The organism is Psychrobacter sp. CX16 (assembly GCF_057396245.1).
Genome location: NZ_JBXYJF010000009.1, coordinates 82,268 through 98,755 on the forward strand (window position 1 = coordinate 82,268; position 16,488 = coordinate 98,755).

The following is a 16,488-nucleotide window of genomic DNA, read 5'->3' on the forward strand; positions in this document are numbered from 1 at the left end:
AATTCAGCGTATATATAGGGTTTACTTTATAGATGTAAGTGCTTTATAAACGTATATCGCTCAGCGCACTATCGAACAAATATTTTAAGTCATAGAGCACATTATTCTCTTTACCTAACGCTCTAATCTTTTCTATACCCATTTGGACAAATTGATTGTGTGCTACTGCTAATATAATTGCATCATAGCTATCATTTGCTAGATTAGTTATGTCATTCATAGGCGTAATGCCATATTCATGTTGCGCTTCAACCGTGTCTACCCAAGGATCAAACACATCCACATCGATATTATATTCTTTTAGCTCATGGACAATGTCTATCACTTTTGTATTACGCACATCGGGGCAATTTTCTTTAAAACTTAAGCCTAAAATAAGTACCTTAGCACCTTCTACTTGGATACGTTTCTTGATCATAGTTTTTACTAACTGCGTAACGACATATTCACCCATACTATCATTGAGTCGACGACCTGCCAAAATAATCTCTGGATTGTAACCAATGGCCTGAGCTTTATGAGTGAGGTAGTAAGGGTCAACACCGATACAATGACCACCCACTAGACCTGGACGGAACGGTAAGAAGTTCCATTTAGTACCTGCCGCAGTTAAGACTGCCTCAGTATCAATACCCATTTTATTGAAGATGACTGCCAGCTCATTAATCAAAGCAATATTGACATCACGTTGAGTGTTTTCAATGACTTTAGCCGCTTCTGCTACCTTGATAGAAGGCGCCTTATGAGTGCCAGCAGTAATGATTAAGTTGTAGGCCTCATCGATGAAATCAGCAACTTCTGGCGTCGATCCTGCTGTTACTTTTAGGATATTGGTTACTCTATGTTCTTTATCGCCTGGATTAATACGTTCTGGGCTATAACCAGCAAAAAAGTCTTTATTAAACACTAAGCCAGAGCTGCGTTCTAATTCTGGGATGCAGACTTCTTCAGTAGCACCTGGGTAAACGGTAGACTCATAAACGACAATATCGCCTGGTTTTAGTACGCTACCGATGGCGGTAGAGGCTTTAACTAAAGGAGTTAGGTCCGGCTGCTTATACTCATCAATAGGGGTAGGCACAGTAACAATATAAAAGTTGCACTCTTCAAGTGCTGTAATATCAGCGCTAAAGCTTAGGTGAGTGGCACTAGCAAGTTCTGAGTCGCTTACTTCTAATGTATGGTCTGTGCCAGAGTTCAATTCATTGATACGAGTTTGATTGATATCAAAACCGATAACCGGGCGCTGTTTACCAAATTCAACAGCAAGTGGCAGACCAACGTAACCAAGGCCAATGACTGCAATTTTAAGATTGTTAGTGTTTAAATTTAACATTAGATACCTTTAAATATAGGTTATTTAAATGTGAGTTATAATTTTCGCATTAGCTTGCTTAAACCTCTAAATAGCGAGCCTAGGCTGAACTAGTTAGACTGATATCCTTCTACATACTTTATAAACTGCTGCTTTAGCCATGCCACATCATGTTGCTGAGATTGAATATTTAGCTCATCAAGTGTCGCTTCGATTTCTGCCAATGGAAAGCTGTGTTCACGGGCTTGCATAATCAATGGGTGATGAGTACATTCAACATTATCATAACCGATGATCAGCTCTTCATATAGCTTCTCACCTGGTCGTAGTCCACTATATACGATTTCAATATCTCCATCTAGATGTTGCTCGTCTTTTACCTCATAGCCACTCAGATGAATCATCCTTCGAGCCAGATCGACTATTTTGACAGGATTACCCATATCGAGTACAAAGACTTCACCACCTTGCGCCATTGCACCGGCTTGGATCACTAGATTTGCCGCTTCGGGTATGGTCATAAAGTAGCGGGTGACTTCTGGATGAGTCACCGTGATAGGGCCGCCATTTGCTATTTGTTTTGTAAATAAAGGTACGACAGAGCCAGATGAACCGAGTACATTCCCAAATCGAACCATGCTTATTTTTGTAGATAGATTTTGCTCACTAAATCCTTGGCATACTATTTCAGCCAGTCGCTTAGAGGCTCCCATAATATTGGTTGGGCGTACTGCTTTATCCGTTGATATTAATACAAACGTTTCAACTTGTGACTCTACAGCCGCTTTGACACAGTGATAGGTACCTTTAGCGTTATTTATCACTCCTTCAAAAGGATTAAACTCTACGATAGGCACGTGTTTGTATGCTGCTGCATGATACACAGTGTGTATATCATATTGATTAAAGACTTTGATTAACTTATCTTGGTTATTCACATTACCCAATAGAGCAATGATTTCGGTACGGGGATAGTCAAGATGCTGAGCTTGCCAAGCAAGTAAGTCTTGCTGTATAGCATACAGCGCGTATTCAGATAGCTCATACAGTACCAAGCACTGTGGTTTGTTTTTAATAATCTGCCGACACAGCTCACTACCGATAGAGCCGCCCGCTCCAGTCACTAGTACATTTTTATTTTCAATATTTTTAGACAATAATCTTTGATCAGGTTCTACCGTTTGTCGATCCAGTACATCGAGGATATCCACTCGGCGCATGGTACTGACGGTGACTTTACCTTCTGCTATATCATGCAAGCTCGGTAATTGCTTAATTTTGACCGACATTTCGGTCAGGCGATCTATGATGTCACGTCGGCGTTGACGACTGACGGAGGGCATAGCGAGAAACACCTGGGCCACATTCAAGTCAGCGACCAGTTTCTCAATGTGAGTGGCAGGGTAAATCTTCTTATTTAAGATACGTCCACCGGTGAGACCATTATCATCATCGACAAAGGCCACCACTTGATAGCGTGGAGAAGTTTGTAAGGCATCTAATAATGCCGTACCAGAAGTTCCTGCGCCATAGATGATGACTTTATCTCGATCAGATGTACCGTGACCATCCGTATAGTAAACAGGTTTTCCCTGTAGGCGCAGCAGTAAGTCTCGGAAGATAAGACGACTGCTCCATAGCCATATTAACAACATAAATAAAGAGAGCAAAGGCACAGAACGTGGGATACTACTAATCCCATCGAGTAAATAGGCAATCGTAAACAGTATTAAGATACCTACAAACAGCAACAATACCTTACGCATATCAGTATCAAAGAATATGCGCGTCACGCCGCGGTAAAAGCCAATGAGGTATAGACCTACGATAGGTACTAATCCATATAAAGAGACCAACAAAGGACTGGCATTGACATCTAGCACCCCTTGGCGTAGGGACAGTGCTAAAAATAAACACAGTATTGAAACCGCATAATCAACCGTTAGCAAAATGGCTTGCTTGGCAGGGCGCGGTAATTCTAACAACCATTCTGCAACTTTTTTTAAAGCATTAGTATGACCGACTACTGACTCAACATTGTGAGCTTTCATTCTTTTACGACTGACAGTTTTATCGTGATGGCTATTATTAGGATTGTGTCGCATTTTGATATCGCTAGTTTGATGTTCTGGTCTATTAGATTAACACGGTGTGACTAACAGTTAGCATTTACCTTTCTTTAAAGGCACATACTAACTTGCTATTCTTTCGAATTACCATACGCATAGTTATAGTGGTAGCTATATTTGTCAGTGATGCCTTGTACCACATCATTTAGCACGATACCATCTACCGTGATATTAGCCTTATGCATTTGATTAATCGCATAAGAGACCTGTCCTTCAATAGAATCATTATAGCGTACCACAATCAGTACTTTATCCGCATACTGTGCGGTAATCATCGCATCCGATACGGCTAAGATAGGCGGCGTGTCAATAATAATATAATCATAGACCGACACCAACTGCAGTATCATAGTCGCAAATTTATCAGTTGACAACAGCGAAGCAGGGTTATTCGGATGTTTACCGCGTGGCATAAAGTCAATAAATTCAAAGCTAGTCGGCTGTATATAGTCTGCGATAGTCAACCCAGCTGAGTCCGTTAAGTAGTCACCAAGTCCCATATTATGATTGACAGTAAAGATATGATGTAGCTCACCACGACGCATATCCCCATCGATGATTAGCACCTTTTTATTTAATTGAGAAAACGTCTCTGCTAAATTAGACGCAATAAAGGACTTACCAATACCAGGCGACTCACCACTGACCACAATTACTTTACCAGACTTACGATCAGTTAGCGGTTCATCGTGCAGTTGGTTTTTATCATCCAAAACAGTAGCAATTTTACTCACAGGTGGCATGGCAAACATAAGCGCTGTACGTAGGCTTTTTATCCCTTCATAGCTCAGTCCATCATGCTCGACGGTTGCCAGTAGACGGCGGTTATTTTTATTATTATTTTTACTCAAATTAAAGCTAGTCTTAGAACGAGGAATGGTAGCAATGACGGGAACCCCTGTTTTCGCTTCCAAACGCTCAGGATCTTTAACCGTATTACGCAGTAAGCTCTTAAGAAATACCAGTAAAGTACCCAGCATTGTACCTAGTAGTAATGCTAATACCCAAATCTGTAACTTCTTCGGCGCAATAGGGCGATAGGTATTAATTGGCATATCGACCACCCGGACATAGCCAATCTCACCGGCGCGTGCAATCTTAAGCTGCTCGTAGTTCTTCAGCATGGTCAAATAAATCTCGCGATTAATATCCATATCTTGTGATAACTGTAAGAACTGACGCTGTACTTCCGGTAGACCGGATAAGGTATCTTTTATTTCTTGACGACGTGCATTTAATACCTCAAGTTGATCATTAATCTGAATGACTAAAGGATGCTCTTCAGTATAATAAGTCAACAGCTCGGCTTGCTTTAAGTTTAGCTCACTTAGTTGCCGTTCAATCTGTGCGCTTTCATTCAATAAAATTTCTGACTCTTTACTGACATCGATAGTACCGTACTCTTCGCGGAATTTGTTAAACGCTTCCTCCGACTCTTCAAGCTTTTCTTTTAACTGAGGAATCTGAGACTCCATAAACTCAATCGTCGTCGTGGTTTGCTCCGAGCCACGCGCTAAGTTTTGATCGACATAAGATTGAACCACATTGGAAAGCACTCGGCTGACTTGTTGTTGATCGTCGCCAGTCAGCGTTAACTGTACAATACCCGTTTGTTTACCACGCTCAGAAACGGATAAATTTTGACTGAGTGCGTCAATAGCAGAGGGCGTTGACAGATTGCTGATACTAATGGCATGGCCTACTGCTGGTAATGCAGTAACTTGAATATGTATATCACCTTCTGGCGTACGTATGGTTACTGGTGTTCCTAAGTTACCAGTATAAGCAACAGTTTCTTTGTTTAATTCTGTACTTAACTCAAACCCCGAATCTGTTTTCACCAGATTAAACGTTTTACCTTGATAGGCCAACGGTACCTCAAAGTTTGCGATTTGTACTTGCCCGTCTTCAGTCTCTAAGAACACGCCTTTATCAGTGCTAGTCTGAGTAGGGACGCTTGACTGAGCAATACGATCTAGCGCGCCTATTGCAGGATCACTAACCCTAATATCTAGATGCAACTTGTCCACTACTGTCTCCAGCACCATACGTGATTTAATCAACTCGCGTTCAGTCTCAGCCGGGCTAGTACTTTCACCCACCAGTTCAGAGATGTTGCTACCTAATGCAGCGATGCTAGAAGACTTATCATCGATTTGGATCAGCGCATCTGTCTTGAAAGTGGGTTGCACAAATCGACTATAGGTAAAACCTAGTATCAGGCCGATTAACGCACAGCCAAGGATGATCTTCCAGCCTTGTAATAAGGTCAGCAATAGCGCAATCAGATCGATCTCATCGTCCGGTTGAGTGGTCGTATTGGTCGCAGGGTTTGGCACTGTTTTGCTCATAGGGTTTCGCTATATCTAAATCAGAGGTTAATTCGAGTGTTACTGTTATGTTAGGTCAGACTAAATGGCTCTATGTTTGCAGGTCGTTTGCCCGTCGTATGTAGAGCAGGACACCCTACACCAGTTTATCTTGCCAGTCGTCAATACTGTTGACGATGTCGTTATACGCCGTCTCAAATGCTGATATTTCATGTTTATAGGGGTCAGCAATGTCTTTATCGCGCCAATGCCCCAGCTTAAAGGTCTTACCACGGCAAAATGGCCAGCGGTCTTCGATCCATTTGGTTTGACTGTCTGACATCGTAAAGATCAGATCTGCTTTGCGTACCAAGTCATCATCGATCTGTTTCGCCACATGGTCGCTAATGTCAATCTTATTGTGCTCAGTCATAATCTTAATAGAGGCAGGGTCTGCAGGATGACCGACCAAAGCACCCACACCAGCAGAGTCAATATGCTTATTGGGGAAGCGCTGTTTTAATAACGCTTCAGCCATGGGACTACGACAGATATTGCCGATACAAACTACCAATATGTTATCAAATGCCATAGGGTATCACTCAAAATATTAAAACAAATAAAAATATAAAACTAATGCAAAGAAGCTAGACTTCGGTGCTTCAGGCGACTAGGGATTATTTATGAAGCCTCTGGAACTACTGTACAGCAAGCGAATAAATGATACCCAGTCGCCACAAATTCTAACTATGCATAAGAAATCATAAAAATACTGCAAAACGCTAAAACAGTCTAAACGGCGCTGACCATCTACAGCGTCGCTAACTGACGGATAGCGGTTGATGACGGTAATATCGAGTTGATAAATCGTGACCAGCGCGTTAAGCCAGTAGGATCGACATAGACAATATCATTCGGCTGCATCTCAAAGCGATTGGCTAATGCCAAGTTGGTCACCGTTTGCAGATTGACATAATATATATCAGTATAAGAAGCGTTACCATGGTCGCGGACAATATAGATTTTTGCCGCATCTGCCGTTAATGGATTTAAGCCGCGTGACTGTCCCATAACATGGGCTAGCGTTAACCCTTGTTCAGGTATTTCTACTGGTTCAATCTGTCCGAATTCACCCAGTACATAGACCTTATTACGATCTAAGCTATTTACATGGACTGAATCACCATCTTGTAAATAGATTTGGTTCGCAGATATGCCCATTTCTTGTAGATCGCGTAAGCCTAGGTGATATTGAGTACCATTACGTGTTAATACCACACTATTGGTGTCGCCTTCAGGTGTTTGTCCACCTGCTAAAGAGATAGCACTGTATAGAGTTACTGGGGCATCCGCGATATTAAACTCACCGGGTTGACGCACTTCGCCATCGATAAAGAATTTACTGCCTCGGAAGTTAACGATCTTCACTTGTGGGTCAGGATACTTTAAATAACGCTGTAGTTGACTACGTAAGCTGGCAGTGAATTGACTCACGGTGAGTCCACTGGCCATAATACGGCCAACCAATGGAAACTGGATATAGCCTTGTTGATCGACAGGATAGCCTGATGCGTAGGGGTTAGATGCATTAACAGATGTCGTATTGGGAGGCGTAATTTCCGGATAGCTAATCAGGTTAATGTTTAAGATATCACTGGTTGAGATACGATATTCAGAGCCACGTGATTTTGACCCACTCAATAACTCACGCACGCGTGAATTCTTCGTCCCTAAGCCTGGATGACTGTTATTCAAACCGCTATAAGTGGGTGAAGAAGGTAAATTTGCTAAGCTTAATGGCTGAATATTAAATTGCATACCATTGTCTGCAATAAAGGCGCCTTGTGGTGGTAGTTCGCCAGATTGCAGTCCAGAGTTTATACTGGTACATCCTGAAGTTAACCCGATAAGCACCGCTAAAGTGGTGCTGGTAAGCAATGATTGAGGACGTTTTAAAACATTCATGTTAACTTCTCTACCTTTTTTACGACGACGCTTTACAACAGCATAGGTCTTATCTTATTGAGCTTAATACAATTATTTGAATTTAAATACGTCATTAGAGTCAGTACATAAGACAGCTTGGATCTTTAATAAGTCTATATGCTTTATAAACTGTGCTCAAAATATATACATTATTACCGCTATTTTAACACTAAATTAAGTGCGCTGTCTCAATATGCGCGTATCTTACTATAAAAAAGAGGATAGTTGCTATAGCAGTAGGGATTTAATAGTAGAGTCGATAGCAGTAAAATAAGCTCAAATATAGGCTAGAGTAGTAGTCATAACACTAGGCTAGAAGCAATAAACTTGCTTTTAATGGGCTTATTCTAAATATAACTTAAATATTATACTCAAATTCTAGTCAGCTAAGAGAATTGTGCTTAAAGCGATCACTACCACCATTCAGGCTCCGTAACTTTTGTCTGGACCTCTTCTTCAACCTCAACTGTATTTTTTGGCACTTCGCCAACAAACCGAGAGACTTTGTCAAAATATCCTGAGAAGCTAGAAAAGTAATTTGGCGCCGTTAAATATAAGTGAGTTTTGGCTCGACTACAGGCGACGTAAAACAGTTTACGTTCTTCCTCTAACGATTCAAAGTCGTCTAATGAGCGGTGATGTGGCATTAAGCCATCTACCAAGGCATTGATAAATACCACTGGCCACTCAAGTCCTTTTGCACTGTGAATCGTCGAAATCGTCACTGCGTCATTGTCTTGCGCCGCAGCTTCGCCCTGGGTTGCAACCGAGTCATTAGGCGGATCGAGCACAAGGGTCTCCAAAAAGCGCTCAATACTCGCATGCTCTTGCGCCAAGCTCTTAAGTACGCGGAAATCTTCAGCACGTTCACGCCAATTGTCCTCAATAGCCTTTAATACCGGCATATAAAATTCAATCAGTTTATCGATAATATCGGTTATCGATTCAGCCTGTTCGGCTTGAGTGAGCACATGATACAACTCAGCGAGCTGCTCATTATTTTTATTAAGCTTAGGGTCGCGCAGTGGTTCTAAAGAGTTGCCTTGCTGATTAATCGCTTGGGTCAGTCTAGTCGCTGTAACACTGCCAACCCCTTTAAATAGGGTCAGAATCCGGTGCCAAGAAATAGTGTCATTGGGATTATATAATATTTTAACCAATGCCAAGATGTCTTTAATATGGCGTTTTTCAATAAACTTAATACCGCCAACTACGATAAAAGGAATACCGCGCTCCATAAACTCTATCTGGATATGGCTAGACTGAAAGGAGGTGCGCCCCAGTACTGCGAAATCATTATAGTCGTGCTCGGGCTTTAATTCGATGATTTTATCAGCAATATATTTGGCCTCTTGTGTCTCATTACTGCGTCGACAAAAGGACGGTTTAAGTCCTTGCATCGGCATATCTGAGAAGAGCTTCTTTTGATAGCCAAGAGTGATTTGCTCCGATAAGGCATTGACGTAATCAAGCACAGCGGGCGTACTGCGATAATTTTGCTCGAGTTTAATCAGCTTAGCTTCTGGATAGCTGTCGCCAAATAACAGGATGTTTTCATAATTAGCCCCGCGAAAGGCATAAATACTCTGATTATCATCACCGACCACCATTAATGATACATTCTCAGGCTCGCAAATATAGTCAATCAGCTGCTTTTGCGGAATATTGGTATCTTGATACTCATCGACCATCACATGATGGTAAGTATCTTGCAAAATTTTACGGAACTGTTTATTGGTCTTCAAATGCATGACCACTTGACCGATAATGTCATCAAAATCATAAAGGTGATTGGCACGTTTATAGCGATGAAACTCTTGAGCCAATTGTTCAATCGCTTCTATATGAATGATTAAATCAGGATAGTCATTTTCAATTAAATCACGAATCAGGATACGGCGATTGCGCGAAGTAGAGATAATATTTTGCAGGCGCTTTTTGCGCGGGAAGGCCTGTTTGGTGTTTTTGGCAGAATAGCCTTTTTCTTTGCAAATAAGGTCAATCGCATCCTCGCTGTCACCGGTATCTAAAATAGTGAATCTTGGGTTAATGCCTAACAGCCCCGAGTAGCGACGCAGCAGCATATTACAAAACGAGTGAAAGGTACCACTAGTAATATCATTAGGGTTTTGGTTATCCGCTAGGCGATCTGACAGTAAGGTTTTGACCCGACTTTTAATCTCATTAGCAGCTTTACGAGTAAAGGTCAGCAATAGAATACTATTCGGCGCTGCACCTTTTTCAATCAGGTAACTGGTTCGGTAAGTCAGGGTCTTGGTTTTACCAGATCCGGCGCCAGCAATAACGAGCGCTTTGCCTTGAATAGTAGTCGCTGCCAAGCGCTGGCTTGGGTTTAATTCATTAAGATAATCGACAGACAGTTCTAAATCATCAACCTTTGAGTCATCGTTGTTTTCAGATATAGATTCTGGCGTGATGAGATTGGCTTCAAGCTTTGCAATGGACTGACGTAGTTTACCAATCTTACCTCTGATGTCATCATGTAGCAGCGGATAAGTATAGGTATGGGTGTCAAATAAGGTGTCAGTCATAGTATCCCCTTTTTGGGTCATTGGCGGTCAAGGGTTCAAAAAGGAATATAAAGTAGGGCGTGTCCCTAATTGGATTATTGAGTCAAAAATTGTTTAAGAGCGTGGGTGAATTGCACCGGCGCATCCATAGGTATAGCATGGCCGGAATGTTCAATCTTAATAACAGTACTATTAGGTAGGGAGTCTGCGACTTTATATTGCCAAGCAGGGTCATATAACTTTGACCGACCGCCAATTAATAGCGTAGTGGGCGTCGAGGTTGTCAGTGCTTCTCGATAATCATAAGGTAGAGTCAGGTAAGCCTCTAGACCATGCAGCTTCTGTCGCCATGTCTTGTGCTCATAAAGTGCCAGTTTATGCGGCGCTTGATAGGCCATAGCATTCACCAGCCAGCGCGATGAGGGGCGATCTACTGACATTAGGGAGAAAGCAGTCTCCATTTTGACGATTTGCTGTTTAACCGGATAAGGCAGATGGCTAAACTCAGTGACGGCTGTTTTTTGAGCGTCTAACTTATTGGTATAAGGTAGCGTGGCCTTAAGTACGTCACTAAACTGTTTAAAGACTTCTGCTTGTTTATCGCCAAAAACACCACCCTGCCAATCAGGCTGATTATGCACAATCGGAGATTGGTCAATATTTAGATAACGACGTACCCGATTTGGACGGGCACGGTTGTTTGGGCGGTCACTGTTGATAGTAGATTGACGAGCGCTATTTAAATCAACAGCAGCAGCAGGTGAGTGCGGATGACGATTAAAATAGGCCCACATCACTAAGGCACCCATAGAAATCGCTGCCACATCTATCGATTCAACCTGATGAGTATGACAAATATGCTCAAGCAACACGTCAACATCATCGGCATATTGCTCAATAAAATCAAACTGCGTTGAAGGGCTATCAGCCGCAAGTCCCCAACCACGCAAATGCGGTAGATAAAATTGAAACTGCTTAGTTAGCGGTAAAATAAAAGGCAAAAATTGCCGCGCGTCCATCCCAAAGGCATGTAACAGCAAAACAGGTTCGCCTTCTCCAATCACATTGACTGGAATCAAGAAGCCATCATCCGCAACCACATGTTGCAAACGTAGATGATACTGCTGCAACAAGCGACTGTTTAGTGGCAATCTATTTAATAGGGAGCTATTTAGTAGGGAGCTATTTAGTAGGGAGTTATTTAATAGGGTTTTTTTTACTAGGGAGCTATTTAATAGATTGCCACTGACGACTTTTTTACCCAATACTTTAAGCATAGCTGTTGACATTAAGCGTTAAAGTCTGGTGAGTCGATACATTCAACCACATTTAAATCAAAGCCAGATAAGGCGTTGAATTTCAGCGGGGTTGATAACAAACGCATATCACGCACGCCTAGGTGACGTAAAATTTGTGCGCCAACACCAATACTGCGGTAAGGCTGATTAGATAAAGTCGATAGCGACTGATTATTGGTCGCCCGTTCTAATACCTCCCCAAGATCTACAGGCTCATTGTTACCAATCCACACCAACACACCACGTTCAGACTGACTGATTTCTTTTAGTGAGCTTTGCACGCTCCAACCACTACGGCCGGTTTCATCACGCTTAGCTGCGAATAAATCACGTAAAGGATGGAAGCCATGCACACGTACGGTACTCACGCCTTCGCTTGGATCGCCTTTGACTAAGGCTAAATGCGTCTCTGATGTACCATATTCTTGGAACTGATATAAGGTGAAGGTGCCAAAGTCAGTTTCAAAGGGGCGTTTATTCACCTCTTTTACGGTTTGCTCATTGGCAATACGGTAGTTAATCAAATCAGCAATGGTACCAATTTTAAGGTCATGCTCTGCGGCAAATTTTTCTAAGTCATCACGGCGGGCCATGGTGCCATCTGGATTGATAATTTCAACGATAACTGCTGCTGGCTCAAGGCCGGCTAGTCGAGCTAAGTCGCAGCCTGCTTCAGTATGGCCGGCACGGTGCAGAACGCCGCCATTTTGCGCCATAATTGGGAAAATATGACCGGGTTGTACGATGTCTTCTGCTTTTGCTGATGACGATACAGCAGCTTGAACAGTACGTGCGCGATCCGCAGCGGAAATACCCGTGGTTACGCCTTCAGCAGCTTCAATCGATACTGTGAAGTTGGTGCTAAATTTGGCTTGGTTACGGTCACTCATTAGCGGTAATTCAAGACGACGGCAGCGCTCTTCGGTCAAGGTCAAACAAACCAAACCGCGTGCATGGGTAATCATGAAGTTAATGGCTTCAGGATTGATGTGAGTGGCCGCTATGATCAAATCGCCTTCGTTTTCACGGTCTTCATCATCCATCAAGATGACCATTTTGCCTTCACGAATGTCTTCAATGATGTCTTTAATATTATCTAGTGCCATAGCAATGGATCTCTTTTATTGTTTAATAATGTGATTTAGTCAAGGATTTTATAGGCGACCATTGTACCCCTAACTGAGGTTTAGTGCCATTAACTGCCATGAATCAACGGTATTGAAATGATTAACCGTATTCAGTGTGATTGAGCTTCTTATTAACCCTATTAAGATGATTTAATAGTACTAAGATGATTTAAAGCTACTAAGACGATTTAATGGTACTAAGATGATTTTGTATTGGGCTGTGATTGCAGCCACTGCATAAATTGTAAGCTGTGCTGCTCGCGTTGATTATCTGCATATTCATAAAACTGAGTACCGATTAGATTATCAGGCAAATATTGCTGCGGATAATAATGATTTGGATAATCATGCGGGTAGATATAATCTTGACCGTAACCTTGTGCTTTCATCAGACCAGTGACGCCGTTACGCAGATGCAAAGGAACAGGCGACTGGTCTTTTTGTGCCAATGCCATGGCTTTATTAATGGCCATATACGTGCTGTTGCTCTTGGCAGAGGTGGCTAAATATACCACCACCTGACCCAAGATAATCCGTGCCTCTGGCATGCCAATCATTTTTACCGAACGCAGTGCGGCATCTGCTAATAACAGGGCATTTGGGTTGGCATTACCAATATCTTCACTGGCTAAAATCACCAAGCGGCGAGCGATAAACTCTGGCGGCTCACCAGAAACGAGCATACGTGCCATCCAGTACAAGGCTGCATCAGGGTCTGAGCCACGTACTGATTTAATCATTGCCGAGATAATATCATAGTGCTGATCGCCATCTTTATCGTAGCGCTGTAGAGTCGTCTGTGCCACACTGGCAAGTAGATTATCATCAATCACAATGGGCGATTGATTATGATCAGCGGCTTGTACTGCCATCTCTAACAGGTTTAAAGATTTACGTGCGTCACCTTGGGCAAGCGCAGCAATTTGCTCTGCAGCATCAAGCTTAATATCAAGCGTCGATAAAATGACATCGGTTGTGATGGCGCGGTTTAATAGGGACTCAATCTGTGTTTTATCCAAAGGTTCAAGCCTATAAACCTGACAACGTGATAACAGGGCATTATTGACACTAAATGACGGATTTTCGGTGGTGGCACCAATTAGGGTAATATCACCAGATTCTACCGCGCCAAGTAATGCATCTTGCTGTGCTTTGTTAAAGCGATGAATCTCATCAATAAAGACCACAGGTGCGGCAAAATCAAGACCTGTCTGTCCAGATTTATTACCCGCATCGAGTACTTCACGTAATTGTTTTACTCCCGTATTAATCGCCGATAACGGATAAAACGGACGGCCTACCGCATCGGCAAGCAGCATCGCAATCGTGGTTTTGCCAATACCCGCCTCACCATGTAGTATCAAAGAGGGCAGATGACCATTCTCAACAAAGCGGCGTATCGGTGCATGCTCTGCCAATAGATGAGATTGCCCAATGACTTCATCAAGCGATTTAGGGCGCAGGCGCTGTGCTAAAGGAATATCAGATTGAGCAGACGTGTTATAGCGATTGGACATAATAAGTGGTCAATACCTTGTTATACGATTAAATAAATTATTTATGGTAGAAGATTAAGGCCATATTGCTTATAGTCAAAGAACTGTGAACTAGTTATATGGTAGACGAGTAAAGTGACATGGCAGACGAGTAAACGTTATACGGCCTGCATATCAGGCAAGTCTAAAACGCTAGCGGTTTGGTCGTTTGCAAACTATAGCTCTCGATTACAACCGAAAATAGAGTCATTTGCAAGTTAACCGAGTGTAAGCGTTTATGAGATTTGTAAGAGTCGAGTGAGTAAGGTATCTGCCGCCTTGTAGTACGGCAGTAGTGCACGCATTATGAGAGCGGTATTTATTTCAAATTATTTTATGTCGAGACATTATCATGGCATTAAAGCGAGGGCGGGTGAATAAGTTGATGAATAAATTCTGGCCATCGTCTTTGGTCAGTAAACCGACCAAACAAAGGACTCGGTTTTTAAACGAGGCAGAGATTGCCATGGCGCATTCTGTGTTCGGTAATGATTTTGATGTGAGTCAGGTGCAATTAAAAACAGCTTGGTGGGTGCTTAAAAATTATGCGGTCAGTCCCAATGGCAATATTTATTTTAACGAGCAAGACTTGGTGGAGGACTTCTCTAAGGTATCTTTAGGCAAAAAAAGCTGGCTGATTCATGAGTTAACCCATGTATGGCAATTGCAGCACGGCTTAAAAGTCGTCAGAGGCGCATTAATTAATCGCCGTTATGATTATGCGTTTGAAGAGGGTAAATCGTTCTTTAAGTATGGTATCGAGCAGCAAGCGCGCATGGTACAAGATTATTTTGTTAGACGAGAGCAGGGTCAAGAGTGCCAACAATGGCAGGCGTGTATCCCATTTTTAAATAATAATGATTTGACCAAAGCTTAGTCGCTCTGATATAGATATAACAGCCAAACATTTAAGCAGATATTTAAGCAGGTATTAGAATAGATAAAGACAATAATAGGGTAGGATATGACACATAGAGAGTTTGATATGAATAAGGAAGTTCACCTTGCTAAACGGCAGTCGCTTAGCAAGGCGCTGTCTGCCATTCTACTAAGTAGTGTGGTATTGGCCGGTTGTCAGCCTAATACGGAAGCCGAGTCAGAAGAAACAACCGTTTCCGAGACGGCTCAATCTACTAATCCAGAAAATGCGGTGCCGATGAGCGATGCTGCAAAGGCTACTGTGGAAGAATTTGAAGCAGAGTTTGTGGCAAAGATGCTGAATGTACAGGAAAGCCAGTTAGCAGAATACGAAGCACTGCAAGCGGCGGATAAACCCGATGGGTCGTTATTGGATACTGCGATAAGTAATAATGATGCCGATACAGAAGCGGGTAGTCCTGTGGCCGGCAATCAGACCAATGCGACGACCAATAATGGCGCAGCAAACACGGACATCCAAAACCCCAATGCTAAGCTTGAATCAGAAACTCAAGCAACAGCATCGACCGAACAAGCGCAGACCGATAATCAAATCAGTACTCAGTCGAATACCGCAGATAACCGTCAGGCAAAAGAAGCGGCGGACGATACTGGTGATGATACTGATATCGATAATATTGAAGCATTGGCATTAGAGAAGCTGCCTTTGATTAACAATACAGCTTTGGTAGCGCCGCAAATGTTGACTGCCAATGAAATCAGTCGCCGTTATAACGTGGCGCTGCAATCACTGTATTTGCCTGAAGAGGTGCCGCTGCCTGCTGAAGCGATGGATACCTTGCTTAATATTGCGACGCTAACGCCAGATTTATTTGCGAACTCGGAGCTTGCTCAGCGTTTGGTGATTAAGAGCCCTGCATTAGCACGCTTATTACGTCAATATCAAACGTGGCAGCAAATTCAACTACAGCAAAGCAAGGAGCTTGAGAGTCTACAGCAGAAGCAGTCAGAAGAGTTTGATAACTTGGTTAGAGAGTTTACCGACAAGATTGAAAGTTATGATGAGCAGATTGCTAAGTATGAAGAGCGTCTAAAAGAGTTTGAATAGATTTATCTATAGTCATAGGCAACTAAATGAGATACAAGGCAACCGAGTGCAAGTACTACTCTAGTAGGCTTAATAAGGTTAACGCTGTAGCTCTTTAGTTTGGCTAAGACTATAAATGTTTGTCTTAATTGAAACAATATTAATTGTCTCGTCCTAAAATAGGTTGATGATTTAAAACAAGCCAGATACCCCGTGTATCTGGTTTTTTCTATGCAGAACACCCATAACTTTGATGAAACTCGAAAGGCGTTCTCATATTCAAACTCAAATG

General features: G+C 42.4%; 11 protein-coding genes. 2 read left to right on the forward strand and 9 right to left on the reverse strand.

Annotation, left to right across the window (positions count from 1 at the left end; genetic code table 11):
* Nucleotides 1–43: 43 nt before the first annotated feature.
* The 9 genes from tviB to AC2SLM_RS05200 all read right to left on the reverse strand — a co-directional run bounded on the left by tviB (nucleotide 44) and on the right by AC2SLM_RS05200 (nucleotide 14,212).
* Nucleotides 44–1,336 (reverse strand): Vi polysaccharide biosynthesis UDP-N-acetylglucosamine C-6 dehydrogenase TviB, encoded by a 1,293-nt coding sequence (gene tviB, locus AC2SLM_RS05160; RefSeq protein ID WP_486552458.1) that lies wholly within the window; start codon nucleotides 1,334–1,336, stop codon nucleotides 44–46.
* Between the two features lie 89 nt (nucleotides 1,337–1,425).
* Complete coding sequence (locus AC2SLM_RS05165) at nucleotides 1,426–3,366, reverse strand: polysaccharide biosynthesis protein (RefSeq protein WP_486552473.1); 1,941 nt, start codon at nucleotides 3,364–3,366, stop codon at nucleotides 1,426–1,428.
* A 149-nt stretch (nucleotides 3,367–3,515) separates the two neighbouring features.
* Nucleotides 3,516–5,795, reverse strand: a complete 2,280-nt coding sequence (locus AC2SLM_RS05170; RefSeq protein ID WP_486552459.1) for a polysaccharide biosynthesis tyrosine autokinase — start codon at nucleotides 5,793–5,795, stop codon at nucleotides 3,516–3,518.
* A 115-nt stretch (nucleotides 5,796–5,910) separates the two neighbouring features.
* Nucleotides 5,911–6,345, reverse strand: a complete 435-nt coding sequence (locus tag AC2SLM_RS05175) for a low molecular weight protein-tyrosine-phosphatase (RefSeq protein WP_486552461.1) — start codon at nucleotides 6,343–6,345, stop codon at nucleotides 5,911–5,913.
* A 218-nt stretch (nucleotides 6,346–6,563) separates the two neighbouring features.
* The gene (locus AC2SLM_RS05180) at nucleotides 6,564–7,718 is read right to left on the reverse strand and encodes a polysaccharide biosynthesis/export family protein (protein WP_486552463.1); all 1,155 of its coding nucleotides are present in this window, start codon (nucleotides 7,716–7,718) and stop codon (nucleotides 6,564–6,566) included.
* A 434-nt stretch (nucleotides 7,719–8,152) separates the two neighbouring features.
* Nucleotides 8,153–10,291, reverse strand: a complete 2,139-nt coding sequence (locus AC2SLM_RS05185; RefSeq protein ID WP_486552464.1) for an ATP-dependent helicase — start codon at nucleotides 10,289–10,291, stop codon at nucleotides 8,153–8,155.
* A gap of 74 nt (nucleotides 10,292–10,365) precedes the next feature.
* A complete protein-coding gene (locus AC2SLM_RS05190; RefSeq protein WP_486552466.1) occupies nucleotides 10,366–11,559 on the reverse strand; it encodes an alpha/beta hydrolase in 1,194 nt (397 codons plus the stop codon).
* Nucleotides 11,559–12,674 (reverse strand): bifunctional 3,4-dihydroxy-2-butanone-4-phosphate synthase/GTP cyclohydrolase II, encoded by a 1,116-nt coding sequence (gene ribBA / locus AC2SLM_RS05195; protein WP_486552468.1) that lies wholly within the window; start codon nucleotides 12,672–12,674, stop codon nucleotides 11,559–11,561. The genes AC2SLM_RS05190 and ribBA overlap by 1 nt, the downstream gene beginning before the upstream one ends.
* 218 nt (nucleotides 12,675–12,892) lie before the next feature.
* Nucleotides 12,893–14,212: a replication-associated recombination protein A gene (locus AC2SLM_RS05200; protein WP_486552470.1), complete on the reverse strand. Its 1,320-nt coding sequence runs from the start codon at nucleotides 14,210–14,212 to the stop codon at nucleotides 12,893–12,895.
* Between the two features lie 403 nt (nucleotides 14,213–14,615).
* Between AC2SLM_RS05200 and AC2SLM_RS05205 the strand changes: the two genes are divergently transcribed.
* Complete coding sequence (locus tag AC2SLM_RS05205) at nucleotides 14,616–15,107, forward strand: type IV secretion protein Rhs (protein WP_486552475.1); 492 nt, start codon at nucleotides 14,616–14,618, stop codon at nucleotides 15,105–15,107.
* 87 nt (nucleotides 15,108–15,194) lie between these two features.
* A complete protein-coding gene (locus AC2SLM_RS05210) occupies nucleotides 15,195–16,217 on the forward strand; it encodes a hypothetical protein (RefSeq protein ID WP_486552471.1) in 1,023 nt (340 codons plus the stop codon).
* Nucleotides 16,218–16,488 lie beyond the last annotated feature (271 nt).

Excerpts from the sequence above, each read along its gene's own strand:
- AC2SLM_RS05200 (WP_486552470.1), bottom strand. The coding sequence starts at position 14,212 with ATGTCCAATCGCTATAACACGTCTGCTCAATCTGATATTCCTTTAGCA.
- ribBA (WP_486552468.1), bottom strand. The coding sequence starts at position 12,674 with ATGGCACTAGATAATATTAAAGACATCATTGAAGACATTCGTGAAGGC.
- AC2SLM_RS05210 (WP_486552471.1), top strand. The coding sequence starts at position 15,195 with ATGACACATAGAGAGTTTGATATGAATAAGGAAGTTCACCTTGCTAAA.
- AC2SLM_RS05175 (WP_486552461.1), bottom strand. The coding sequence starts at position 6,345 with ATGGCATTTGATAACATATTGGTAGTTTGTATCGGCAATATCTGTCGT.
- AC2SLM_RS05185 (WP_486552464.1), bottom strand. The coding sequence starts at position 10,291 with ATGACTGACACCTTATTTGACACCCATACCTATACTTATCCGCTGCTA.
- AC2SLM_RS05165 (WP_486552473.1), bottom strand. The coding sequence starts at position 3,366 with ATGAAAGCTCACAATGTTGAGTCAGTAGTCGGTCATACTAATGCTTTA.
- AC2SLM_RS05190 (WP_486552466.1), bottom strand. The coding sequence starts at position 11,559 with ATGTCAACAGCTATGCTTAAAGTATTGGGTAAAAAAGTCGTCAGTGGC.
- tviB (WP_486552458.1), bottom strand. The coding sequence starts at position 1,336 with ATGTTAAATTTAAACACTAACAATCTTAAAATTGCAGTCATTGGCCTT.
- AC2SLM_RS05180 (WP_486552463.1), bottom strand. The coding sequence starts at position 7,718 with ATGAATGTTTTAAAACGTCCTCAATCATTGCTTACCAGCACCACTTTA.
- AC2SLM_RS05170 (WP_486552459.1), bottom strand. The coding sequence starts at position 5,795 with ATGAGCAAAACAGTGCCAAACCCTGCGACCAATACGACCACTCAACCG.
- AC2SLM_RS05205 (WP_486552475.1), top strand. The coding sequence starts at position 14,616 with ATGAATAAATTCTGGCCATCGTCTTTGGTCAGTAAACCGACCAAACAA.